30 protein-coding genes and 1 pseudogene are annotated in these 20,811 nt (G+C 62.4%); 26 read left to right on the top strand and 5 right to left on the bottom strand.

Annotation, left to right across the window (positions count from 1 at the left end):
- The first annotated feature begins 19 nt into the window (after nucleotides 1–19).
- Together uriT and AB656_RS04175 are read left to right on the top strand one after the other, a co-directional pair.
- Complete coding sequence (gene uriT, locus AB656_RS04180; protein WP_414630293.1) at nucleotides 20–1,408, top strand: uridine transporter UriT; 1,389 nt, start codon at nucleotides 20–22, stop codon at nucleotides 1,406–1,408.
- Between the two features lie 194 nt (nucleotides 1,409–1,602).
- Nucleotides 1,603–2,781: an SLC13 family permease gene (locus AB656_RS04175; protein WP_033503643.1), complete on the top strand. Its 1,179-nt coding sequence runs from the start codon at nucleotides 1,603–1,605 to the stop codon at nucleotides 2,779–2,781.
- A 31-nt stretch (nucleotides 2,782–2,812) separates the two neighbouring features.
- Here AB656_RS04175 and AB656_RS04170 read toward each other — a convergent pair whose 3' ends face one another.
- Nucleotides 2,813–3,472, bottom strand: coding sequence for a DNA-3-methyladenine glycosylase (locus tag AB656_RS04170; protein WP_081924874.1), 660 nt, complete (start codon nucleotides 3,470–3,472; stop codon nucleotides 2,813–2,815).
- Nucleotides 3,473–3,546: 74 nt separating this feature from the next.
- Nucleotides 3,547–3,861, bottom strand: a pseudogene (gene fdxA / locus AB656_RS04165) (ferredoxin); the annotation flags it as partial.
- 268 nt (nucleotides 3,862–4,129) lie between these two features.
- On the opposite strand from fdxA, the gene AB656_RS07830 reads away from it, so the two are divergent.
- From AB656_RS07830 to AB656_RS04135, 5 genes are all read left to right on the top strand, one after another.
- Entirely contained in the window at nucleotides 4,130–4,945 is an 816-nt protein-coding gene (locus tag AB656_RS07830; RefSeq protein ID WP_152593107.1) for a hypothetical protein, read from the top strand.
- Nucleotides 4,939–6,864, top strand: a complete 1,926-nt coding sequence (locus tag AB656_RS07825; RefSeq protein WP_201777314.1) for a multicopper oxidase domain-containing protein — start codon at nucleotides 4,939–4,941, stop codon at nucleotides 6,862–6,864. The genes AB656_RS07830 and AB656_RS07825 overlap by 7 nt, the downstream gene beginning before the upstream one ends.
- 131 nt (nucleotides 6,865–6,995) lie before the next feature.
- Nucleotides 6,996–8,444 carry a tyrosine-type recombinase/integrase gene (locus AB656_RS04145; protein WP_034983453.1) on the top strand — a complete coding sequence of 483 codons (1,449 nt, stop codon included), beginning with the start codon at nucleotides 6,996–6,998 and terminating at the stop codon, nucleotides 8,442–8,444.
- Between the two features lie 208 nt (nucleotides 8,445–8,652).
- Nucleotides 8,653–9,207, top strand: a complete 555-nt coding sequence (locus AB656_RS04140) for a Panacea domain-containing protein (protein WP_051905336.1) — start codon at nucleotides 8,653–8,655, stop codon at nucleotides 9,205–9,207.
- A gap of 16 nt (nucleotides 9,208–9,223) precedes the next feature.
- Nucleotides 9,224–9,757: a GNAT family protein gene (locus AB656_RS04135; protein WP_033504779.1), complete on the top strand. Its 534-nt coding sequence runs from the start codon at nucleotides 9,224–9,226 to the stop codon at nucleotides 9,755–9,757.
- A gap of 213 nt (nucleotides 9,758–9,970) precedes the next feature.
- Here the strand turns inward: AB656_RS04135 and AB656_RS07820 are convergent, their stop codons facing one another.
- Nucleotides 9,971–10,549 carry a hypothetical protein gene (locus AB656_RS07820; RefSeq protein ID WP_144418933.1) on the bottom strand — a complete coding sequence of 193 codons (579 nt, stop codon included), beginning with the start codon at nucleotides 10,547–10,549 and terminating at the stop codon, nucleotides 9,971–9,973.
- A gap of 143 nt (nucleotides 10,550–10,692) precedes the next feature.
- Here AB656_RS07820 and AB656_RS04125 point away from each other — a divergent pair, with 143 nt between their 5' ends.
- Nucleotides 10,693–11,451 carry a hypothetical protein gene (locus tag AB656_RS04125; RefSeq protein ID WP_033504777.1) on the top strand — a complete coding sequence of 253 codons (759 nt, stop codon included), beginning with the start codon at nucleotides 10,693–10,695 and terminating at the stop codon, nucleotides 11,449–11,451.
- Nucleotides 11,452–11,454: 3 nt separating this feature from the next.
- On the opposite strand, the gene AB656_RS04120 is transcribed toward AB656_RS04125, so the two are convergent.
- Together AB656_RS04120 and AB656_RS04115 are read right to left on the bottom strand one after the other, a co-directional pair.
- Nucleotides 11,455–11,895 carry an ImmA/IrrE family metallo-endopeptidase gene (locus tag AB656_RS04120; RefSeq protein WP_051905335.1) on the bottom strand — a complete coding sequence of 147 codons (441 nt, stop codon included), beginning with the start codon at nucleotides 11,893–11,895 and terminating at the stop codon, nucleotides 11,455–11,457.
- A gap of 24 nt (nucleotides 11,896–11,919) precedes the next feature.
- Entirely contained in the window at nucleotides 11,920–12,333 is a 414-nt protein-coding gene (locus AB656_RS04115; RefSeq protein ID WP_051905334.1) for a hypothetical protein, read from the bottom strand.
- 140 nt (nucleotides 12,334–12,473) lie between these two features.
- Between AB656_RS04115 and AB656_RS07815 the strand changes: the two genes are divergently transcribed.
- The 18 genes from AB656_RS07815 (at nucleotide 12,474) to AB656_RS04040 (ending at nucleotide 20,777) form a co-directional block, all read left to right on the top strand.
- On the top strand, nucleotides 12,474–12,731 hold the full coding sequence (locus AB656_RS07815; RefSeq protein WP_144418932.1) for a hypothetical protein: 258 nt from the start codon (nucleotides 12,474–12,476) through the stop codon (nucleotides 12,729–12,731).
- Nucleotides 12,732–12,742: 11 nt separating this feature from the next.
- Complete coding sequence (locus tag AB656_RS07955) at nucleotides 12,743–12,955, top strand: hypothetical protein (protein WP_033504776.1); 213 nt, start codon at nucleotides 12,743–12,745, stop codon at nucleotides 12,953–12,955.
- 20 nt (nucleotides 12,956–12,975) lie between these two features.
- Nucleotides 12,976–13,131 (top strand): hypothetical protein, encoded by a 156-nt coding sequence (locus tag AB656_RS07950; protein WP_156097187.1) that lies wholly within the window; start codon nucleotides 12,976–12,978, stop codon nucleotides 13,129–13,131.
- Nucleotides 13,132–13,265: 134 nt separating this feature from the next.
- Nucleotides 13,266–14,051: a phage antirepressor gene (locus AB656_RS04105; protein WP_081924873.1), complete on the top strand. Its 786-nt coding sequence runs from the start codon at nucleotides 13,266–13,268 to the stop codon at nucleotides 14,049–14,051.
- Nucleotides 14,048–14,218: a hypothetical protein gene (locus AB656_RS07945; RefSeq protein ID WP_156097186.1), complete on the top strand. Its 171-nt coding sequence runs from the start codon at nucleotides 14,048–14,050 to the stop codon at nucleotides 14,216–14,218. The genes AB656_RS04105 and AB656_RS07945 overlap by 4 nt, the downstream gene beginning before the upstream one ends.
- Nucleotides 14,215–14,403 carry a hypothetical protein gene (locus tag AB656_RS04100; RefSeq protein ID WP_033504775.1) on the top strand — a complete coding sequence of 63 codons (189 nt, stop codon included), beginning with the start codon at nucleotides 14,215–14,217 and terminating at the stop codon, nucleotides 14,401–14,403. The genes AB656_RS07945 and AB656_RS04100 overlap by 4 nt, the downstream gene beginning before the upstream one ends.
- Complete coding sequence (locus AB656_RS04095) at nucleotides 14,400–14,585, top strand: hypothetical protein (RefSeq protein WP_033504774.1); 186 nt, start codon at nucleotides 14,400–14,402, stop codon at nucleotides 14,583–14,585. Before AB656_RS04100 ends, AB656_RS04095 begins: the two co-directional genes overlap by 4 nt.
- A 67-nt stretch (nucleotides 14,586–14,652) precedes the next feature.
- Nucleotides 14,653–15,108 (top strand): hypothetical protein, encoded by a 456-nt coding sequence (locus tag AB656_RS04090; RefSeq protein WP_144418931.1) that lies wholly within the window; start codon nucleotides 14,653–14,655, stop codon nucleotides 15,106–15,108.
- Nucleotides 15,108–15,644 carry a hypothetical protein gene (locus tag AB656_RS04085; RefSeq protein ID WP_033504772.1) on the top strand — a complete coding sequence of 179 codons (537 nt, stop codon included), beginning with the start codon at nucleotides 15,108–15,110 and terminating at the stop codon, nucleotides 15,642–15,644. The genes AB656_RS04090 and AB656_RS04085 overlap by 1 nt, the downstream gene beginning before the upstream one ends.
- Complete coding sequence (locus tag AB656_RS04080) at nucleotides 15,629–16,441, top strand: hypothetical protein (protein ID WP_051905332.1); 813 nt, start codon at nucleotides 15,629–15,631, stop codon at nucleotides 16,439–16,441. Before AB656_RS04085 ends, AB656_RS04080 begins: the two co-directional genes overlap by 16 nt.
- 166 nt (nucleotides 16,442–16,607) lie before the next feature.
- Nucleotides 16,608–17,066, top strand: a complete 459-nt coding sequence (locus AB656_RS04075) for a single-stranded DNA-binding protein (RefSeq protein WP_033504771.1) — start codon at nucleotides 16,608–16,610, stop codon at nucleotides 17,064–17,066.
- Nucleotides 17,041–17,763: an N-6 DNA methylase gene (locus AB656_RS04070; protein WP_201777313.1), complete on the top strand. Its 723-nt coding sequence runs from the start codon at nucleotides 17,041–17,043 to the stop codon at nucleotides 17,761–17,763. The genes AB656_RS04075 and AB656_RS04070 overlap by 26 nt, the downstream gene beginning before the upstream one ends.
- A gap of 142 nt (nucleotides 17,764–17,905) precedes the next feature.
- A complete protein-coding gene (locus tag AB656_RS04065; protein WP_033504770.1) occupies nucleotides 17,906–18,274 on the top strand; it encodes a hypothetical protein in 369 nt (122 codons plus the stop codon).
- Between the two features lie 192 nt (nucleotides 18,275–18,466).
- Nucleotides 18,467–19,318 (top strand): hypothetical protein, encoded by an 852-nt coding sequence (locus tag AB656_RS04060; RefSeq protein WP_051905331.1) that lies wholly within the window; start codon nucleotides 18,467–18,469, stop codon nucleotides 19,316–19,318.
- The gene (locus AB656_RS04055; protein WP_033504769.1) at nucleotides 19,315–19,818 is read left to right on the top strand and encodes a hypothetical protein; all 504 of its coding nucleotides are present in this window, start codon (nucleotides 19,315–19,317) and stop codon (nucleotides 19,816–19,818) included. The genes AB656_RS04060 and AB656_RS04055 overlap by 4 nt, the downstream gene beginning before the upstream one ends.
- On the top strand, nucleotides 19,818–20,168 hold the full coding sequence (locus tag AB656_RS04050; RefSeq protein WP_033504768.1) for a hypothetical protein: 351 nt from the start codon (nucleotides 19,818–19,820) through the stop codon (nucleotides 20,166–20,168). Before AB656_RS04055 ends, AB656_RS04050 begins: the two co-directional genes overlap by 1 nt.
- Entirely contained in the window at nucleotides 20,161–20,478 is a 318-nt protein-coding gene (locus tag AB656_RS04045; RefSeq protein ID WP_052201415.1) for a hypothetical protein, read from the top strand. The genes AB656_RS04050 and AB656_RS04045 overlap by 8 nt, the downstream gene beginning before the upstream one ends.
- Nucleotides 20,475–20,777, top strand: a complete 303-nt coding sequence (locus AB656_RS04040; protein WP_033504766.1) for a hypothetical protein — start codon at nucleotides 20,475–20,477, stop codon at nucleotides 20,775–20,777. The genes AB656_RS04045 and AB656_RS04040 overlap by 4 nt, the downstream gene beginning before the upstream one ends.
- Nucleotides 20,778–20,811: the final 34 nt, after the last annotated feature.

Here is a 20,811-nt window from a genome sequence, read left to right as displayed (position 1 = left end):
GCAAACCGTAACAGGAACCATGAAAGATCCGAAGGGCAAGTCCGTAGCCGCCCTGATGACGGCGCTGATGGCCGCCGTCTTCGCCTTCCAGCTCAATGCGTCCATGCTCTCCCCAGCGCTGACGACCATGCAGAACGAGCTGAATACCACCAGCTCCCAGATTGGTCTGACGCAGACCGTGTTCTTCACCGCTTGCGCCGTGTTCTCCCTCTTCCTGCCCCGGTTGGGCGATTTGGCTGGGCGTAAGAAAGTGCTGTTGGGCATGCTGGTGCTCACCGCCATCGGCTGCGTGATCTCGGCTCTGGCAGTCAACGTGCCGATGCTGATGGTCGGCCGCGTGGTCCAAGGCGTTGCTGGCCCTATCGTGCCGATGACCCTGATCATGCTGCACCACGAGGTCACTGACGACACCCGTTACGCCAAGCTCATGTCGATTCTGACCGCTGTCAACGGCGGTATCGGCGGCGTGGACGCCATTCTGGGCGGCTGGCTGGCTGGCACTTTCGGCTTCCGGTCCGTCTTCTGGTTCATGGTCGTCATCGCCGTCATCGCTATTGTGCTGGTATTCATCTTCGCCAGCGAAAGCCACGCGGCGGAGACACCGCGCATGGACTGGCCTGGCGTGGTCTCCCTATGCGTCGCCTTCCTGATGACCTACCTGGCCATCAACGAGATTGAGAAGCTGGCTGAAGCCAACTGGATGATGGTGGCCGGCGAGATCGTCGTCGCCGCGATCTTCTTCGTCGTGTTCTGGCAGATCGAGAAGCGCGCCAAGGCCCCCATGGTCACCACTCACTACCTCAAGCAGCGCCGCACCTGGGGTCTGCTGCTCACGACCCTGCTGACCATGACCGGCGTCTTCGCGATCATGAACGGCATCGTCCCCGCCTTGGCTCAGGACGCCAAGTTCGGCGCCGGTATCTCAGCCAGCGTCGTCTCCTTCGCCACCCTGACCCCGTACGCGCTGATCGGCCTGGCTTTCGGCCCGGTCGCCGGTGTGCTGGCCTCCAAGTTCGGTTATCACAAGGTATTGCGCATGGGCTTGCTGGTCACTGTACTGGGCTTGCTCTTCGGCATTTACGTGTGCAAGGCTCCGAGCGTGTGGGCTCTCGTGGTCCTCTCCCTGGTGCTGGGTGTCTCCTATGCCGGGACGGTCAACATCATGCTCAATGGTTTGGGCGTCGTGCTCTCTCCCGCCGACAACACCGGGTACCTGCCCGGGCTCAATTCCGGCGGTTTCAACCTGGGTGCGGGCCTGTCGTACGCGGTGCTGTACGCCTTCATGAACGCCTTCACTTCGTCTGGCAATGGCACCACGGGCTATGTGGCCAGCATGATTGGCGCTGTGGCGCTGCTGGCGCTCGCCTATGCGGCCTCTTTGCTCATCCCCAAGCATGCGGACGACTGATATGACGACGGTGCTTCGGCGCCATTGATTTTCGGGCCCTCCCGACTGGTTGAAGCAACCATTCGGGAGGGCCCGTTCATTGCGCAGGGGATGAGCCACTGCCCGGCGCGTTCCGAAAATCCGCTTCTTTGGCGGGGCGCAGGGGCGGTCAGCGTACACTTGATTGCGGAATGGACACCGAGTCGGAGGCGGCGATGCGACAGTGGGCCCTAGGGCTGCTCAAGAACGAAACCGTATTCGTCGTAGCCGCTGTCATCGCCATCATCTCCTGCTGTTTCGTGCACCCTGACCACCTGTACGCTAGCTACGTCCATTGGAACACCTTGGCCCAGCTGGGTTCCCTAATGGCGGTGGTCGCCGGATTCCAGCGGATAGGCCTTTTCCACCTGATTGGCTCCAACCTGCTGGCGCGCGTGCGCACGGTACGCGGCCTGGCGCTGGTGCTTGTCGCCCTGCCTTTCCTGACCAGCATGTTGATTACGAACGACGTGGCCCTGGTCACCTTCATCCCGTTCGCCATCGCGGTCCTGGTCATGGCAGGTTTGGAGGATCGCATCTTTCTGCTGGCCTCGCTAATGACACTGGGTGCCAACCTCGGTTCCATGCTCACCCCTATCGGCAACGCTCACAATCTCTACCTCAAAGCCCGGTCCGGCATCCCAACCTCGTCCTTCCTGGCGCTGATGGCCCCCTACACGCTTGCTTCGGCCGTCCTGCTCACCCTGGCGGTTTGCCTGGAGTTCCGCCCCAAACGTGTCTCATCGCTGGAGCGGATGGGGGCTTCCAACATCCAGCGCTCGGTTCTGGCGCCCGAATCCGACGGCATCCACCCCCAGGTCCAAGTGGCTCCCATCCAGGGCTGGCGCTTGGCGGTGTACAGCGCCCTGTTCCTGGTCTGCTTGCTTGGCGTGGGCGGGATTGTCCCCCAGTGGGCCATGGTGGCGATCGTGGCCTTCGGCTTCCTCCTATGCGACCGTCGGGTCTTCCTGCAAGTGGATTGGGGGCTCCTGCTCACCTTCACGGCCTTCTTCATCTTCATCGGCAACGCCCGCCGCATCCCCGCCTTCTACAACCTTGTCTCCGGACTGGTCGGCGCATATCCGCTGGTCACTTCCGTGGCCTGCAGCCAGGTGATCAGCAACGTGCCCACGGCCCTGCTGGTCTCTGGCTTCTCTTCGTCCTGGCGGCAGATCATCGTCGGCACCAACCTGGGTGGCTTGGGCACGTTGATCGCCTCGATGGCTTCCTTGATTTCCTATAAGGCCGTGGGCAAGAAATACCCGCAGTCAAAGGGCCGGTACCTGAAAATTTATACCTTGCTTAACGTCCTCTTCCTCGCCATCCTGCTGGCTATGGCTTGCCTGATCGAATAGCGTCCCGCTCCCTTCCGCTTGGCTGATCCGCTCAGGAGACGTAGGGGTTGCCGGCGATGATATAGCGGCGACGGGCGTCCTTGGCCTTGGAGATGCCGATGCGGACCGTGGCTTCCACCCGCTCCCCGGTCTGCAAGCCGCCCTGGACCAGGCGAAGAGGAGGCTGGCGCAAGTCGTGTGCGTACAAGGTCTTATCCACCGCGATGGCTTGGGAGAGCTTGGCTGGACCATTGGTCAGGTCGCGGTCGGGATGGCGGCCGTGGCGGTGGGATTTTAGCAGGCTGAGTCCGGCGACGGGCTGGCAGGCGCGAATCAGCGCTCCGGCGCCGAAGCCGTCTTGATCGCAGGTGATGTTGCAGCAGTAATGCATCCCATAGGTGAAATAGACGTAGAGATGGCCCGAAGGGCCGAATAGGGCCGCGTTGCGTTCGCTGCGGCCGTGATAGGCGTGGCTGGCCGGGTCGTTCTGGTCGTAGGCCTCGGTCTCCACGATGCGCACAATCGAACGGCCCCCGTCCTCATAATCGCGCAGGAGAAAGCAGCCTAGGAGGCGGCGGGCCGCCTGATCCACCGGCCCGTCCAGGAAATCAGGGAAAGAGCCTTGCACCACCTGGTCCTCCAGCTCTTGGGCTCGATGGAAGGCGTCCAAGCCTCGCGCGCTCGCCCCCGCCGGGTCCGCGCCTCCTGTCATGCCCCCTCCACCTCGTTCCGGGGAACCCATACGGCGCGCTGGGTCTTGGTTTGCTCCTGCACGCAGACGAACGCATCCTGCGGTGGCAGGGCTGCGACTTGGGGGTGGTCGTGGTCGTAGGGGCCGTGGGCCTGGGCGCCGCCCGCGTTGCCGACCTGGCCGAAGAAGTCGACGGCCGCGTCCTTGTACCAGGCCCAATCCTCGGGCAGGTCGTCCTCGTAGAAGATCGCCTCCACCGGGCACACCGGCTCGCACGCCCCGCAATCCACGCACTCGTCAGGATTGATGTACAGGTCACGCGGACCCTCGTAGATGCAATCCACCGGGCACTCATCCACGCAAGCCTTATCCTTCACATCCACACACGGCTGCGCAATCACATACGTCATACTCGTCACCCCACAATCGTGGACCGCCGCCCGCAAGCGGCTCGGACAGTCCACCAAGGATAAGGCGGGGGGTGGATGGGTGGAAGTTCCAGTCAGGATGCAGGCGGGCACGATGACATTCGCTGCTCGTTACCGTCACCTCGGATGTGTCAAGCCGGGCCTGCCCATTGCGGTTCTGGCGAGTCGCAGGCGGGGCTCTTAGATTAGTGGCCGTTGACCAATGTTGTGCAAGCCGGGCGCAGAGGTCCGACGGATGGGAGCAGCGGCTATGGAAACGGAAGGGCGGACCAGGCCGACTGGGAGGGCGGTGGCCTTCCCCAAAGCGCGGGTGGCGCTCCTGCTGGGTGCGGGGCTCTCGGCCATGCTTGGCTTGTTAGCCGCGTCGGTCCGCTCCGGCCTCTTGGAGGTAGGGTCGCCCTTGATTTTGGCGGACTTCCACGGGGCTTTGATGATTTACGGCTTCTTGGGCTCGGCGATCAGCCTTGAGCGGGCCGCGGCTTACAGGGGTGGCGGCAGGCGAACGGTCAGATGGTGCTTCCTGGCTCCCGCGTTCGGGGCTCTCGGTCTGCTCGTGGTCCTGGCCTTCACTGCTACTGCCGCGCTGCCCGGTTGCGGGAGGCTGGGCGCTTGGGCCCGACCCGGCGCCGGGCTCTGCTGGTGCGCTTCCACCTTCCTCCTCTGCCTGATATACCTGGCTATCTGGCGGCGGCAGCCTTCCATTGCGGTGCTGGTTCAGTTCCTGGCAGCACTGGTGGGTTTGGCTGGGGCGCTGATGTGGACTGGCGGTGTGGAGGCTTTCATCCTGTCCCCAACTTGGCTGTCGTTCCCGGTGCTGTCGATTGTGGGGGAGCGGGTGGAGCTGGCCCGGGCCGTCTTTTCCGAGCCGAGGCTGGAGGCCGGCGTGCTGGCGCTGAGCATGCTGACCGCACTCCTGTTGCCTGGGCAGATTTCCGCCCGTCTTGGGGGTACCCCCTTCTGGGGCTGGCGCTGGGTCTGCTATTGGCTGTTATGGTCAGGCATGACGTGGCTCGCTCCACTTGGCGGCGTCGTGGGCTACCGGGCTTTATGGGCCTGTGCATGTTGATCGCCTACGCCTGGGGATTGATGGCGGCGCTGATTTGGATGGTGGGGCCCGCCGGCGGTGGCGGATATTGGAAGGACATGGCCCTGCACGCCCTGGCCATTGGTTTCGTCATGACGATGGTCATCGCCCACGTCTGCATGATAGTGCCGTCGATCACCCGCCGGCCCATGCCCTTTCACCCGGTGTTGAAGCTGGACTTGGCTCTCGTGCAGGCTGGCTTGGTCTTGCGGCTCTTGGGCACGATCCAATCGCTGACCGGGCTCTGGCAGTCCGGTGACCTCGTCAGCATCCTTGGACTCCTGTCCCTGATGGCCTCCGTTTTCCTGCTTACGGTCAGGAGCGAGGGGGTGCTGGAGCGCAAGCGCTACCTGAGGATGCATGGCGCTTCCGCTTCGAGCTCGCCTTCCGAGCGGCCGCTGGCCTGGTCGGGGTGGTTGCCGGACCGCCATAGGAAGGCTGTGATGGGTGTTTCCACGGCGGTGACGGCCTTGATCCTTTTGGCTTTCTCACTGATTGCGGTGGGACTACCGGGCGGGTTGGCCTCTCCCCTGGGCGGCGCCCAGAGCGAGGCCAATGCGGGAGCCGGACAGAAGGCTGCCGCGACGGGGTCCGGTGCGATGGTGGTTCCTACCGGACGAACCCGGAGGGTCGATGTGCGGGTCTCGGGCATGTCCTTCAGCCCTTCCACCATCCGGGTGAATGCCGGTGACCGGTTGGTTGTGGACTTCAGCAACACCGGCGACCAGCGCCACGACCTGGTCTTCGCCAGCGGGCAGGGGACCGGCGTCCTGCCGCACGGAGGCCACGCCCGCGTGGATTTAGGCGTCATCACAGCCAGCACCGGAGGCTGGTGCTCCCTGCCTGGCCACCGGCAGATGGGCATGGTCCTGACCATCACGGCTGCCGGTGGCGCGGCGCGGACCGCCGGGCAAAGCTGGGAGCCGGTCGGGAATGCTGCGGTCCCTATTGCCGCCCAAGCGAAGAAGTTCGCTGGTTCGGTCCAGCCTTTCGACGCCGGTCTGCCTGCCCTGAAACCAGCGCCTGACGGCCTGCGGTCCTGCACACTCGTCATCCGGGAGTGCCGGGAACCGCTGGCGCCGGGACTGACCCGCATGGTGTGGTCCTACGATGATGGCGATGACCCGCGTGGTGGTAAGGGCGACACGCGCCCGATGAGCCCGGGGCCGGTTCTGCGCGGGCGGGTGGGCGATACTTTCCACATGACTATCCGCAACGAGGGGAGTATGAGCCACTCGATTGACTTCCATGCCGGGCCAGCGCTCCCGGAGCGGATGATGCGGCCGATTGAGCCCGGCCAAAGCCTGGAATACACGTTCAAGGCCGACCATGCGGGCATCTGGATGTACCACTGCAGCTCCGAGCCCATGGCCTTGCACATAGCCAATGGCATGTTCGGCGCTGTGGTCGTGGATGATGGGACCCTGCCGGCGGTGGACGCCGAATACGTGCTGACCCAATCCGAGCTCTACCTGGGAGGCGATGGGGACGGCGCGGATCCGGGCAAGCTTGCCGCCATGCGCCCCGACTTGATGGCTTTCAACGGTAGGCCATACCAGTACGATGCCCACCCGCTCACAGCGCCGGCCGGCGGCAGGGTCCGCTTGTGGCTCTTGAACGCGGGCCCCAACCTGCCCCTGTCCTTCCACCTGATTGGAGCCCAGTTCGACACGGTCTGGTCCGAGGGCCGCTACCTGATCACCCAGCCAGGCCGGACTGACGCCCAGTTGGCCGCCCCCGCCACCGGTTCGCCCGCTAGCAAGGCCTTGGCCCTCCAACCGGCCCAAGGCGGCTTCGTGGAAGTGACGATCGCCCAACCTGGTCGCTACCCCTTCGTGACCCCGGCGAGACTCGAACTCGCGACCTACAGATTAGAAGTCTGGCGATTGGATTATATTTAAGGCGGCGCCGACAAACAAGAATGGCGGAATTGCAACGATTACAGCCTTACTACATCCTTACTATACCCCTACTAGCCTGTAGTAGGATGGGGCACAAATGGGGCACAAACATTTTTGGGGGAGGAATCTAGATGCCGAAGAGCCGTGGGACCGGGGCCGCCAAGCCGTACACCTACTGGAGCTCATACACCGTTAAAAAGAGCGACGGCACGATCGAACGCAAGCGGGTGCAACGCTGGAAGGTCCGGCTCGACCTCGGCTACGACGCCGACGGCAAGCGCATCCGAAAGACCTTCACCGGCAAGACCAGCGCCGAAGTCAAGGCCAAGCTCGCCGCCGCACGCAAGGAGATACGCGACACCGGCGCCATCAGCGACAAGAGCGCCAGCCTGCGCAAATACGCCGACCTCTTCCTCTCCTCCGCCCAGCAGCGCGTCGCCCCGTCCACCTGGGGCGCCTACCGCACCTGCGTGGAGAAGTACTGCAAGGACTGGATGAGTCTGCGCATCGCGGACTTCGTCCCCACCACCATCCAGCGCATCCTCGACCGCGCCAAGGAGGACGGCCGCTCCGTCAGCTACCGGCACCAATTATGGACGTGCCTGGACCAGATATTCGACCTGGCCCTGGGCGATAGGGTCATCCAGATCAACCCGGTCAAAGGCGTCAAAGTGCGCGGCCTGTCCGAGGTGGACACGGGTCGGCGGGCGTTCAGCGTGCCCGAGCTCAAGTCCCTGCTCATGGCCACCCTCGACATGCCGCCAAGCCAGGCCGCCATCTGGTGGTGGCGCCTGTTCACGGGCATGCGCCAGTCCGAGATCCTCGGCGCCCAGCTCAAATACCTCCACCTGGACGGGCAGCGCCCCTGGTACGATCTAAGGCGCTCGTTGGCGCAAATACCCCGCGACCACGGGTGCGGTCCCAAGGTCGACGGCCGCTGGCCATGCGGCCGCTCCACGGGGGGGCTGTGCCCGGACGCCAAGTGGCGCGTCCCCGACGGGTACCTCATGGAGCATCTGACCGGACGCCTGTGCTTGGTCGCCCCCAAGTCGGGCAAGGCCAGGCCGGTGCCAATCGTGCCCGAGCTCGCCCAGGTCATGTGCTTCTATTTACAGGCCACCGAGGACTGGCCCAACCCTTACGGTCTCATCTTCCGCGAGCGCGACGGGTCGCCGCGCATATGGGCCAAGGACACCCGGGAGTTCAAAGCGCTGGTCGCGGCGGCTGGCATGGACCCCCGGGAGCGCACCGGGCACGAGACCCGTTACAGCGCCGTCACCCTCATGCGCCGGGCCGGCAAGGACACCAAGGCCATCGAGGAGATGATCGGCCACACCAGCGTCAAAGTGGACGACATCTACACCACTGTGGACGCCGAGCAGCGCGCCGACGCCGTCCAAGCCATACCCCAGGCCCTCAACCTGCCTCAAACCCTTCTGCCCGCTGGCAGGGAACGCACCCAGGAGGAGATTGACGCCGAGGAACGCCAGCGGCACGACGAATGGGTCAAGTCACGTAAAGGCGTAGGCGGCAGGAAACCCAAGACCAGCGCTGGAGAGTCCACTCCAGCGAGGCCATGACCATGGCTACCGGACCGCCGGCCTGGACGAACGCAAACAGGCCATGCTCAAACTTGACAACGCGCTCGGCATCGAGTAATCGGCTGGCTTGGATTATGTAATGCGTCGCTGCTATAATTTGCTTGCGAGTAAAATTGGCCGATTGGCATAGTGGTGTGGGGGAGTTCCACGTCCCACGACTTTGGGGCACGAGAAGGTGGTGAAAAGCATGGCGAAAGCAAAGGACGTCGCCCGTTATATCCTTGAACAAAGGGATGCACAGGGTCACATGACCACGACATTCGCACTGCAGAAGCTGCTTTATTACTGCCAGTCATGGATGCTTGTGGCAAAGGACCGGGAACTGTTTGATGAACCGATCGAGGCGTGGGAGCATGGCCCTGTAGTGCCGGAGGTCTTTACGTATTGTAAGGGTCATAAGTACCTCTTCCCGCGTGAGATTCCCGACGGAGATGCCGACGGGCTGGCCTTGGAGGAGCGGTCTCTGGTCGATCGTGTCATGGAATCGTACAGGGATGTTGAGGACGGGGACCTTGGAGACAGGCTTGAGGAAATGAGCCATGCCGAGGATCCGTGGTCTGATGCGAGGAAATCCGGCGAAAAAGTCATAACGCGGGAGAGCATGCTGGATTATTATTCCGCATTGCAGGCGGATCCTTCCAAGAGCCATGCGGCACCGATACCGAACCTGGCTGATGTGTCTGACCGGACATTCATCACCCAGGAAGACGCCGACTGGCTGAAATCCTTTCTGGCAGAGTGACGCACGAGGGGGTTGCATGGGGAGCGGCGTACTGTGGGACAGGGTTGTCAAACTCGATGAAACCATAGAACTGGACAAGTTCCTTTGCGGCGAATCCGAAATCGATATCTGGCTCCAGAAGGACGCTTGGGAACAGCAGGAGCATGGAAGCTGCACCGTTTATGTCGCCTTGGGTACGGATGGTACGATAATCGGTTTTTTCTCTTTGAACATGTATTATCTGCAGTTCAGAGCCTTGCCGGAGGATGTGAAACCCGGGATGGGCATTACCGGGAACATTCCGTGCGTTCTGCTTGGAAGGCTTGGTGTTAACCAGAAGTTCCGGCATGGGGGACGAAAGTCGCTTGGATGCGATAGACAAGGTCCCCTGCTGCTGAAAGAGGCGATAATGAAAGCAAGGTCTCTGGCGGAGAACGTGGGCTGTCGCGCCATGTATGTCCAGGCGTTGAACGAGGATCTGGTGCCTTGGTATCGAGATCATGGGTTTCATTCGTTGCCAGGAAACAGCAAGAAACTGGTTCGTGATCTTCGAGCCCCCATCGATTGGTGACAGGCTGGAATCGCGGATCCCTCTTCCCTCTTATGCGAAAGCCCCGCCGAAGCATGTAGGCGCAGGGACGAAACAGACCCTTGACGTCGCGCCCAGGCAAGACGGCGTTAAATGCGCAAGCCCCGGAATGCCGGGGCTTGCGGCCGTGTGTGTCGTTGGTTTAAATGACTGGACGGATACGGAAAGGCCCCGCCGAAGCGGGGCCGAGAAGAATCATTGCAGTGGGACTTTATCCTCTTGGTGGGCCGGGCAGAATGCCAGGTCCTTTCCGTTCATGTCAAGCGCGGCGTTCCAGGTCAGGTCCTGGTCCCCAGTGATTTCCGAGGATGGGACCGAGACGTTGAGGGCGTTGTTGTTGCCCTTGTCAACGTCGAAGGTGCCGATGTTTTTTACGGACTCGTTGGAGAACATCTTCTGTACGGTGACCTTGTTGGTGCCCGTTTGCTCCGAGTGCTCGATCCTTACCTGCGTCCACGCTGACGCCCCGGCATGGATGTTGATGTAGTAGCCAACGTCCACGAGGATCATGTCATCGGCGTTCGGTATCGAGATGTTGAGCTGCCCCTCGGAGGTGGACAGGTTCACCTGGTGCAGATGATTTGGGTTTGCCGGATCTCCCGTGCATGACCCGGACAGTCCATTGGGGAGTGTCGGTTCAGTCGTGGTCTCCTGGCTTGGGGTTGGTGCTTCCGTCGTCCCTGTGGCCGTCGCCTGCCTGTGGGTCTCTCCACATCCTGATAGGCAGGCGACGATGACCGCACACACCAGCGCCGCTCTGTATTTCTTTCGCATCCCTTTACCTCCACTGTCGCCCGTGACAACAGCAGCCTATCAGTCAGGGTGTATAGCGTCATGCCCCTACGATCGGGTCCTCGCTCCAGTCGCGCCGGTAGGGGTGGACGGTTCGTTTGGCTGGGCCTTGGTATGATGCGGTTGTGAAGAAGGTTGGATACATTGTCGTAGGGCTCTTACTCGCGTGCCTGGTGATAGCGAGTCCGGTCGCGGGCATTATCGTCGGGCTGCTGGGGTTGGGCGCTTACAGCCTGGTGCGTGCCGTCAGGATGAAGGGCAAGGGCTCCAAGGGCAGGCATGACGCGTCGGGGCGGACGCCTGACGGTGAGGCTGGCCCTGGCGGGCGTCCGGGCCGGTTGGGGTACCGGGTGGAGCCGCGGCCTGACCATGAGGAGAGCGTCGAGGAGCAGGAGGCGCGGTTCCGGCGCAGCTACCGTGCCGCGTTCGGGTGCGAGCCGTGCAACGCGCGGCCGGATGGCTGCCTGATCGCTGATGTCGAGGAGTGCGCGGGCGTGGATGTGGCGAAGCGCGGGGAGCATCAGGGGCAGTTCGCCCGGTATGGCAAGGGCGCTTGGATGTGGGTGTTGGTCACGCGCGAGCACATCCGTGACGGGCGGTATGAGGGGTGGCCGACGATCGAGGTGTGGTTGGATGGCGAGTCGGCTGGTTATCTGACGCCCTTGCAGACCTCGCGCCATTATTTCCAGGTGCCTGAGGAGGGCGGGGTGACCCAGGCCCATATCCGGCAGGACAACAACACTGGCGTCTATCATATGCGGGTGGAATTGCCGCCCAAGCATGATGAAATCTTCCTGGAGCCGTTCATCGAGCGCCGGCCGGCCCCGCGGCGGGATGCGCCGACCCCGGTGGGCCCGCCTCCTCCGCCGCCGCGTCGTCGTTGACCGTTAGCAGGCGTAGAGGTCATCGCACCAACGGTTTCGCAGGGGCGCGGCCATCGCGCATTCATCAAGGAACCGTTGATAATCCTTGAGGACCTGCACGGTCACTCCAAGCTCGCAAGCCATTCTCCAGGGCTGCCCCTCATATTCCGTTTCCGCGATTTTGTACTCAAGTGTTGTTACCAGACGGCGGGCAGTTTCCCTTCTCGTCCTGCATTCGGCCTTGCGCATCAAAGTCGACTGGCCGCATCCCTGGTCGCCGTGCTCGGCGTGGATGAGTTCATGCTGCAGAGTGCACAACTGCTGCCGCTGATTCATGCGCGGGTCTAGGCAAATCATCTTCGTTTTGTCGTTATAGATGCCTTGGCAACCTGTGGGCAGGTAGACTTCCTGGACGCTGAGTCCCATCTGGTCAGCCTGCGCAAACAGATCCTCGATCTTGGGCATCGATCCCCTTCCTCTTGGGCTTGCTTAATCGTCTGGTGTGTTCGCTTCGGAGTCTTTGTCCGGGTTCATGTTGGCCGCGATGCCCAGGTCTTCGGGGCTGAAAGTGATGGGAGACCCCCATCGTTGGTTCCTCGCGGCCGCACCGTTGGCGAGGCGCCGTGCCATTTCGTCCATAAGTTCGTCATCGCTGGCGTCCCGCAAGGCCTGTTCTGTACCGGCACTGGCGGGTTCGTCGGGTCGCAGGTATCCGAACGCAACAAGAGCGGATATGGGGTTCTTGTGGTACGCGCGAGCGATGAGGATGACGTTTTCAGCGGAGAAGCCAAGTGCGTTGTTGTACTGCCTCCATGCCGTCGCCGAGGAAATACCAGCTTTGGTTGCCATCTCGTTGACACTATCGTCGCCCATTGCTTTGGCTAGCCATTCGTCTTTGTTCATGCTTTTCATTATGAAATAAACTGCTCTTCATGTCAAGACACGCGGGCGTGTTTTCGTATTGACACTTACATTTTCATGATGATATATTGATATTCAACACGAAAAACAAATCTTCATTATGAATACGAGGAGGTGGGGTTTTGAGCTACCAGATGGTTTTCAGGGACGGTTTTCTTGAAAGAGCGAAACGCATGAGTGGTCTGAAAACCGAGAGTGCATTTGCTGGTGCGTTAGGAGTCAGCGAAAGCGCGCTGAGCAAAGCTAAACGCACTGGGGTGGCATCCCCGGTGCTGATTGTCGGATTGTACAGCGCGTTCGGTTTTACGCCGGGTGAAGTTGCAACGGTCAGAGAAGTGCCTGATGTGCCAGTTGCTTCTTCTCAGCGTTTGACGGCTTAGGGGTGATGGGTATGGGTGTTCGGCTTATCGGATTCCAGGTGCGTAGGACTTTGCGTTCGCTTGAGCGGGCGGATACGCAGCTCACTGGCTTGTGGTCGGCCTTGAAGAATTCGGACCAGCGGGAGGTACGGGAGCTGAGCAACGGTCTATTGCGGTCTAACACCAAGGACCTAGCCGATGACGTGCGCGACATATGGGAACTGGTCAGGAAAAACGAGGGCTGAGGAATGGGGGGTTTGCGTTGATGCGGTTGTTGGATGCTTTGCAACATCAGGTCATGTGGCTGGTGGCGTTGCTGGTGACGGTGTGGCACCCGGAGTGGGTCAGTGGGGCGATGATGGTCGCTTGGACGTTGATGGCCATCATCGTGGAGCTGTGCTCGGACCGGGACGGCTCATGATGTAAAGCGGGATTGATGTCTTCGGCATAGTCGCTTCGGGTAAGGGGCCCATCGCAAATCCTATACACAGTTTTCTCATAAGTAAGTAAATGCCGCAGCTGCCACTGCGGCGGTGACAAAGAAAGGTGAATCCAATGTCATCTACAACAGTAACACCACGGCCTTTCGTTTTCGAGGGGCACTCGGTTAGGACGCTGACGTTCGAGACCGGGCTCACTTGGTGGGTGCTTTCGGACGTGGCCAAGGCTTTGGAAGTGCAGAATGCTTCTGACCTGGCTAAGCGTCTGGACGAGGATGAACGGTCTAGATTCAATCTAGGTCGTCAGGGCGAGGCCTGGATCGTCAATGAATCTGGCCTGTACAAGATCATCTTGCGTAGCGATAAGCCAGAGGCTAAACGGTTCCAGCGTTGGGTCACGCATGAGGTGCTCCCGCAGATCCGGCGTACTGGCGGCTACATACCGAAGGCTGAGTCGCCTGAGGAGACGATGGCCCGCGCGGTGCTGATCGCGCAGAAGACGATCGAGGAGCAGGAGGGGCGTATCGCCGAGCTGGCTCCCAAGGCCGACGCTTTGGACCTGCTGACCTCGGCCGAGGGCTCGTACTCGGTGGCCGAGGCCGCCAAGCTCTTGAGCGAAGCCGGCGGCGTGGTGCGGGTCAAGGACCTGTACTCGTGGCTCGGCTCGCACGCATGGGCCTACATGCGGGATGGGCATTGGGTCGCTAACCAGGAGCGCGTCAATGCCGGGCATTTGGAGATGCGCGCCTACAAGACCACGGGCACGCACCGTGATGGCACGAGCTTCGCCTTCCACCCGCAACTGCGGGTGACCGCGAAGGGATTAGGTCTGATAGCGCGGCGGATAAGCGAGGAACGCCTCAACACCGCCCGCTCGAACGCAGTGGAGGTGGCGGCGTGACCTGGCAGCAATGGGTGCTAATAGGCCTGTTCCTCATGGGCATGGTGAACTCCGTGCTCCGAATCGGGAGGGAGCAGCAGCCGGTCACGCCAGGCACCGCGGCCGTGGCGGTACTGATCTACGCGGCGCTCATATGGATGACCGCAAACATGGAGGTGACGGCATGAGTGAACTGAAACCATTACTACTCGATAAAAACCAGGCACGGCAACTGTTCGCGGGAATGCCCGAAGACACATTCATGAAACTAGCGCGCGACCACGGAATCTTTATAGGAAATTCCTACTATTGGCGCCCCGGCGACCTTGAAGAGATCGCCCAATCCCTGAACTACGGGAAGAAGCAATCATGACCGCGCGTGACTGGTGGCATGCGCTCGCGGCGGCCCTCGCGGCCGTGCTGAGCGTGTGGGCGATCCTATGGCTGCTGGCTGGCTTGGCGCACGGCGTCATCTCAATCCTGCACACAGCCGTCCTCCTCGCCTGCCTGCCGGCGGCTTGGCGGGCTTGGGCGCGGGTGGAGCGGGCGGAGTGATGCAGCAAGCGCTCGCGGCCCTCCTGCTGGGACTGGCCGTCTGGGTCAGCTGGATAAGCAACAAGCATTGAAAGGAATCGAATTGAGTGAATGGTATGAGGGCCTGGCGGCTGAACAGCTGGAGGGCAAGCATGTGCACGTTAAATTTTGCAACGGCTTTGGGGTAACGGACCTGATGCTGACCTCCCCTACATTAATCACCTTGGGCCCGGACTGCGACCACCGGGCGATCCTGGAGCGCGACGACACGAGCAAAGCATGGCGTCTTGCCGATTGCGTGGCATCCGTGTCCCTGCGCAAGCCGCCCACGGAGTCTGGCTACTACCGGGACCGGGAAGGTGACGTGTGGGTCGTCAGTGAGTGGGGGCGGGCGGCGCTCGTCCAGCATCGAGGGGAGCCCATTGCCGACCCGAGCCCGCTCGATCTGTGCGAAATCACGCAATATGCCCCGTTCGAGCCGGTGCACTTCGAGGACGGGCCGGACAAGATAAGTGCCGATGGAGACGTTAAGGAGGATAAGTGATGCAAAAGAGCATCCAGGATCAGATAGCGGATGGGGATCTGACGCCGTATGAGGCGGCTGAGCAGATCACGCTGGCGACGGCGATGCAGCGGGTGCTCACGGAGCGGGTGGACGCGCTCAAAGGATACATGGCTGACGTGATGGACCCGAGGGAGCATTACACGACGCATACGGGCGTGGTGACGGCCAAGCGGGGCGCTGAGCCCAAGTGGCGGGTGAAGGACCCGCGAGCGTACGCCGAGTGGTTGGACGAGCATGGCGAGACTAGCGGCGTGGAGGAGACGCTCATGCCGGTGGATGTGGTCACCAAGCATGACGCGATCGAGCATCTGATACGCCAGTTCGGAGGCGAGACTCCTGATGGCGTGGAATTGTCCAGGGGCACGGCGGACACGGTGGCGGTCAGCAAGGTCAAGTCCTGGGATGACATCTACGCCGATCAGGAGCTGGTCGGGCAGGCGCGGCAGGTGCTGGGCTTGGAGGCCGGCGACAGCGAGGACGAGGATGATGAGGAGGACGCATGGGACGCGATCTGACCGAGGCGGGCGGCGCGCTGCGCGATCAGATGCAGTGGGCCAAGCTGGCGGAGAGCAGCGACATCATCCCGGCCGCGTATAAGGGCAAGCCGGCCAACATCCTGGTCGCGGTCGGTTTCGGCCAGTCGATGGGCTTGAGCCCGGCTGAGAGCCTGTACCGGATCAACGTGATCAAGGGCAAGCCGACGATGGGCGCGGAGCTGATCGCCGCCCAGGTGCGGCGCGCTGGCCATAAGCTGCGCATCGCTAAGGATGAGGCGGCGGTGAGCGTGACGGCCACGGTGGTGCGCGCCGATGACCCGGACTATCCGATCAGCGTGACCCGTGATAAGGCGTGGGCCGAGCGGATGGGCTTGGCTGGTAACGACAATTACCGTAAGCAGCCCATGACGATGCTGACCTGGCGGGCCATCAGCGCGGTGGCCCGCGAGGCCTGCCCCGAAGCCTTGTACGGTGTGGCGTACACGCCTGATGAGATGGATGACCTGGACCAAGGGGACGCGGACGTGCAAGCGCGCGTCGAGGAGCCCACGGACCAGGGGCGGGACGGGGAGCCGGCGGCGGAGGCCGAGCTGATGGCGTCCAAGGAGCAGCGCGCCGAGATCAATCGCCTGCTCAAGGAGGGCGGCGTCTCCACGAGGGCGCAGGCGGCGCGCGCGTTGACGGCGTTGACGGGGGAGGAGACCGGGTCGACCGGCACGCTGTCGCAAGCGGCGGCGGAGGCCCTCCTGTCCGCGCCTGAGCTGGTGGTGTCGCGCACGCGCAAGGCGCTCGGAATGGGGGAGGCGGCGGCGTGACCCCTGACAGTGGGCTGTTGCATGGGGCGGTGCGGAGATGCGAGCACTGCCATAGGCCCGACATAGGCGACGACCGGTGCGCGCACGCGATCGACAAACGCTACCCCTGCCGAGACTGGGCACAACCAAAACAATTGAAGGACGCGTTGAAGAGAGGAATCTGAACATGAGCACGGCGATTGAATTGACCGGGAACGCTGGCGGCGATCCCGAGACCCGGACCTTCCAAGGCGGGAGCGTGACCACGGTGAGCGTGGCCGTGAACCAGGGCTACATGGACCAGTCGCACAATTGGGTGGAACAGGGCACCGCCTGGTACCGGGTGCGGTTGAACGGAAAGCAGGCCTTGGACCAGGCCAAGTACATCCATAAGGGCACCAAGCTCCTGGTCAACGGGGGGCTTAAGGTGCGCGAGTACACGGACAAGCAGGGGCAGGCCCGGCAGGCGCTGGAGGTGTCGGCCAGGCATGTGGGCATCATCCACTCCGAGCCCCGGCAGCAGCAGGGCCAGGCCGGCTCCTGGGGCGGCGGGCAGGGCGCGACGCGATCACAGCAGCAACCTGCCACGTCCGACCCGTGGGGCGCGCAGGACTTCGGGGGTGGCAACGGTGAGCCCGAATTCTAAGCTCGATTCCGACGCCATCAACCGCGTCCTCGGGATTGACGAGCCGTTCAAGGCCCCAGGGCGCGTCATGGAGATCGTACTGGACAAAGACGACCGTGAGCGCGTGTTCCGGCAAATGCTGGATGTGGACACGGATGTCACGCATGACTGGTTCCACTCGTATTTCGAGGAGGAGCAGGCGGACCGGCGAAAACACAAGCAGGACTTCACGCCGGACGAGGTGTGCGACCTCTTGTCGGACTTGACGGATTCGGCTTCCAACGACCCGCATCGTGGCGTCATCTCGTACGATCCGACCGCGGGCACCGGTGGGCTGCTGATCAGCAGATGGTGGTCGCACTGCCTGCAAACCGATCCGTTCCTGTACAGGCCGCAGGACTGGCTGTACGTGGGGCAGGAGATATCCGACCGCGCGTTCCCTTTTTTGGTGTTCAACATGGCGTTGCGCGGCATGAACGCCGTGCTGATACACGGGGACACCCTGACCGGCGTCACCAAGGGCGTGTTCTTCCTCCAGAACGACAAGAACGATTTCCTCGCGTTCTCCTCGGTGAACGTAATGCCGTACACGCGCGCGGTTCTGGATTACTTCCATCTGCGGGATTGGGTTGGCGAGGAAGACAGGTACGGGCCGCATGTCGAGTCGCCGGTGTTCGGCGTAAGCATGGGCCAATTAACGGAAGGAGCGAGGCCATGAGATGGGATTCGAGGCCGTTCGAGGCGGCGTGGGATGGGCCGGAGACGCCTCCCGAGCCTGACCATACGTGCCCACTGTGCGGTGGGGCTGTAAGCGCGTCAGGTCATTGCATGGGCTGCGACTGGCCCGCATGGGAGGAGTCATGAGCCGGCAGAAGCGGAAGGGCACGGCGTTCGAGACCCAGGTGCTGGGCTATGTGCGCGGCCGTATCGGGGACCCGGAGGGCATGATCCACCGGGAGGCCCTGCACGGCAACGCCGATGAGGGTGACATCAAAGGCCTCTACATCGGCGGCAAGAGCCTGGTGCTGGAGTGCAAGGACTGGACACGGTTCAAGCTCGCCACTTGGCTGGACCAGGCCAAGAAGGAGGCGTTCAACGCCGGCGCGGATTACGGCATGGTCGTGTTCCACCGTCCCGGCAAGGGCGGCAAGCAGATGGGGGACCAGTACGTGCTCATGGACCTGGACACCCTCGCCCGCCTCGCAGGAGCGCAAGAGGAGGAGTCATGAGCGCGCATGAGCGGCTTGGCCCGGTGTGGGACGCGGCCCGGCAGGAGCTTGAGCGGGCCGAAGGGGCAGCACGCTCCTGCCCGTGCCCGGAGACCGACTGGATGCTCCGGCAGGCCCTTACGAGGGTCGAGCAATTACGCCCGTGGATCGAGCGCGGACGATGAGCGGCATGTATGAAAGGAGGTGACGGAGATGACTTGGTTTAAGGTTGATGACAATCTTACGCGCAACGAGAAGATGGTCCAGGCTTCGTTGAGCGCGGTTGGCCTCTGGGTCGAAGCAGGTGCTTGGGCTTCTGCTTCGCAAACTGATGGGCGAGTGCTTAAGCGGGTGCTTCGCACTTTGCACCCCGACGCGACCGAAGAGGACGCGCAGACGCTCGTCGACGTCGGACTGTGGGAGGACCACGGCGACTACTGGCAGATCCACGATTTCCTCAAGTACAACCCTCCACGGGAGAAAGTTAAAGCCCAGAAAGAGCTCCGTTCCGAGGCTGGGAAGCTTGGTGGCATCAAGTCCGGCAAGGTCAGGAGAAGCAAACAGGAAGCAAACGCTTCAGCAAATGCGGAAGCAAAACATGAAGCAAATGCGGAAGCAAAACATGAAGCAAAAACGAACCCCGTACCCGTACCCCTATTTATATCTAAAGATATAAATATAGTCCGCGAATCAAGACCGGAAATCGTGGCCCTCTGCGAACGCCTGCAAGACTGGATCGTGCGCAACGGGTCCAAACGCCCCGACATCACCCAACGCTGGCTGGACGCGGCCCGCCTCATGATCGATACGGACGGACGGGACCCCCAAGAAGCCGCCCGCCTCATCGACTGGTGCCAGCAGGACAGCTTCTGGAAAAGCAACATCCTCTCCATGCCCAAATTCCGCGCCAAATACGACCAACTCCGGCTGCGCGCGCAAAGCAGCAGCCTCGGGAGGGCTCGTACGCAAGCCAACCAGGACGCGAACGCGGCCCTCGTGGCCCGCTACATGGCCGAAGAACAAGCACAAAACAAACCACCCCAACGAAAGGAGATCGGCTCATGAGCCTGAGCATAGCGGACAGCACGCTCGTGCTCGCCAAGATCCGCGCCCACCACGGCAACGCCGCCATCACCGACCTGGAAGCCAGGACTTTCCACGAGGAGCTGATCCCGGATGCGACCATGCGGGACGCGATGGAAGCGGTCAGACGCTACTACGCCAACAATCAGACGGGCCGGTGGATGGGCTCGGGCGATGTGAACGCGGGCATCAAAGCGGTGCGCAAGGCCCGCATCCCTGAGGACGCGCAGATCGGTCGGCTCATGGACCAGGCGGGCATCGACTCCGACCACTACACCGCCTACCGGCGGCGGCTCATCAAAGGCGTTCAGCACGGGTTGAGCGTAGGCCAGGCGCACGAGCGCGCCGCCCAGGAGGCCAAACGGCTACGCATCGAGCCCGCCCAACCCAAACCCAGGCGCAAGCCAACCGGGCACTTCATCGGCCGCAGAGTCGGCGACATGGACATCAACCGGATCATCGGACAAGGCAAGGAGGAGTGATGCTAGACATCAACAAGAGCGCCCAGGCCTACAAGGCCTATCTCACGGAGGAAACCGGCGTCCTGGACGGCGAGGACGAGACGCTGCTAGTCGGCTTCCACCTGGGATACAAGCAAGCGGAATCCGACTGCGCCCTCACCGTGGACAACATCGACGAGGCCGCGCAAACAATCTATGAGAGCCTGCGTGACAGCGGGCAGGCGCTCTGCAACGACTCATGGGCGGGCGAAGCCCCGGTCGCTAAGGACGCCTACCGGCAAGCCGCGGAAACAGCGTTACGAGGGTTCCTCGGCTGGCAAGGGCCAAACGATGGCGTATACGCGGCCGCGCAAGGGGTGAGCAATGAGTAAAGCGATGGCTGAGCGCGCACACGCGCACTTGCGTCTAAGCGACCTGCATCCGGATGCCGCGCTGCCCATGACGGACGGCGGTTGGAAGCTCAATGGATGGGTGGAAGACGACGGGTCCAAGCGCGCCGTCATCGACTACCCGGGTGACGCCGACGGCGGCTGGGACTACCCGCCATTCAGCATCGAGGCGACGGCTGGCAAGGTGAGCCTGAGCATGGCCGAGGCCGAGCGCGACATCACCATCACCCGTCGCATGGCCCGACGCCTGGGCCAGTGGCTCATGGACGCGACCAAAGAGGAGGACGCATGAGTAACGAGTTTGTGTTGGGCCTGGTGGCATGCGGCGTGGTGGTGGTCGCCGCTGTCGTGGTGGGGTTGGTCGTCCAGGCCGCCCGGCTGGCCTTCGACTGGCTCAATAGCCGCATCTACAAGTATCGGATGATCCGCACCTCCCGCCGGCCGGAGATGCACTATGCGGAAGAAGCCGAAGAACGCGCCAAGCATTGCGAGAATCTGGCCAAGGCGCTGTTCAGGGCCCCCAAATTCCGCATAATCACTGTGTGCGGCTGGTACATCGCGATCTGCCGGGACTACAAGGAGGACGCATGAGCGACCGGATTGTAAAGATGCACACGCCGGACGG

The sequence above is a fragment of the Bifidobacterium actinocoloniiforme DSM 22766 genome, from assembly GCF_001263395.1.
Classification (GTDB): domain Bacteria; phylum Actinomycetota; class Actinomycetes; order Actinomycetales; family Bifidobacteriaceae; genus Bombiscardovia; species Bombiscardovia actinocoloniiformis.
The sequence above is the reverse complement of the archived record's forward strand: the minus strand, read 5'-3'. Positions and strand labels throughout refer to the sequence as shown.

Bases quoted from the DNA above. Each gene is read 5' to 3' on its own strand.
- uriT (WP_414630293.1), top strand. From the start codon at position 20: ATGAAAGATCCGAAGGGCAAGTCCGTAGCCGCCCTGATGACGGCGCTG.
- AB656_RS04175 (WP_033503643.1), top strand. From the start codon at position 1,603: ATGCGACAGTGGGCCCTAGGGCTGCTCAAGAACGAAACCGTATTCGTC.
- AB656_RS04170 (WP_081924874.1), bottom strand. From the start codon at position 3,472: ATGACAGGAGGCGCGGACCCGGCGGGGGCGAGCGCGCGAGGCTTGGAC.
- AB656_RS07830 (WP_152593107.1), top strand. From the start codon at position 4,130: ATGGAAACGGAAGGGCGGACCAGGCCGACTGGGAGGGCGGTGGCCTTC.
- AB656_RS07825 (WP_201777314.1), top strand. From the start codon at position 4,939: ATGTTGATCGCCTACGCCTGGGGATTGATGGCGGCGCTGATTTGGATG.
- AB656_RS04145 (WP_034983453.1), top strand. From the start codon at position 6,996: ATGCCGAAGAGCCGTGGGACCGGGGCCGCCAAGCCGTACACCTACTGG.
- AB656_RS04140 (WP_051905336.1), top strand. From the start codon at position 8,653: ATGGCGAAAGCAAAGGACGTCGCCCGTTATATCCTTGAACAAAGGGAT.
- AB656_RS04135 (WP_033504779.1), top strand. From the start codon at position 9,224: ATGGGGAGCGGCGTACTGTGGGACAGGGTTGTCAAACTCGATGAAACC.
- AB656_RS07820 (WP_144418933.1), bottom strand. From the start codon at position 10,549: ATGCGAAAGAAATACAGAGCGGCGCTGGTGTGTGCGGTCATCGTCGCC.
- AB656_RS04120 (WP_051905335.1), bottom strand. From the start codon at position 11,895: ATGCCCAAGATCGAGGATCTGTTTGCGCAGGCTGACCAGATGGGACTC.
- AB656_RS04115 (WP_051905334.1), bottom strand. From the start codon at position 12,333: ATGAACAAAGACGAATGGCTAGCCAAAGCAATGGGCGACGATAGTGTC.
- AB656_RS07955 (WP_033504776.1), top strand. From the start codon at position 12,743: ATGGGTGTTCGGCTTATCGGATTCCAGGTGCGTAGGACTTTGCGTTCG.
- AB656_RS07950 (WP_156097187.1), top strand. From the start codon at position 12,976: ATGCGGTTGTTGGATGCTTTGCAACATCAGGTCATGTGGCTGGTGGCG.
- AB656_RS04105 (WP_081924873.1), top strand. From the start codon at position 13,266: ATGTCATCTACAACAGTAACACCACGGCCTTTCGTTTTCGAGGGGCAC.
- AB656_RS04100 (WP_033504775.1), top strand. From the start codon at position 14,215: ATGAGTGAACTGAAACCATTACTACTCGATAAAAACCAGGCACGGCAA.
- AB656_RS04095 (WP_033504774.1), top strand. From the start codon at position 14,400: ATGACCGCGCGTGACTGGTGGCATGCGCTCGCGGCGGCCCTCGCGGCC.
- AB656_RS04085 (WP_033504772.1), top strand. From the start codon at position 15,108: ATGCAAAAGAGCATCCAGGATCAGATAGCGGATGGGGATCTGACGCCG.
- AB656_RS04080 (WP_051905332.1), top strand. From the start codon at position 15,629: ATGGGACGCGATCTGACCGAGGCGGGCGGCGCGCTGCGCGATCAGATG.
- AB656_RS04075 (WP_033504771.1), top strand. From the start codon at position 16,608: ATGAGCACGGCGATTGAATTGACCGGGAACGCTGGCGGCGATCCCGAG.
- AB656_RS04065 (WP_033504770.1), top strand. From the start codon at position 17,906: ATGAGCCGGCAGAAGCGGAAGGGCACGGCGTTCGAGACCCAGGTGCTG.
- AB656_RS04060 (WP_051905331.1), top strand. From the start codon at position 18,467: ATGACTTGGTTTAAGGTTGATGACAATCTTACGCGCAACGAGAAGATG.
- AB656_RS04055 (WP_033504769.1), top strand. From the start codon at position 19,315: ATGAGCCTGAGCATAGCGGACAGCACGCTCGTGCTCGCCAAGATCCGC.
- AB656_RS04050 (WP_033504768.1), top strand. From the start codon at position 19,818: ATGCTAGACATCAACAAGAGCGCCCAGGCCTACAAGGCCTATCTCACG.
- AB656_RS04045 (WP_052201415.1), top strand. From the start codon at position 20,161: ATGAGTAAAGCGATGGCTGAGCGCGCACACGCGCACTTGCGTCTAAGC.
- AB656_RS04040 (WP_033504766.1), top strand. From the start codon at position 20,475: ATGAGTAACGAGTTTGTGTTGGGCCTGGTGGCATGCGGCGTGGTGGTG.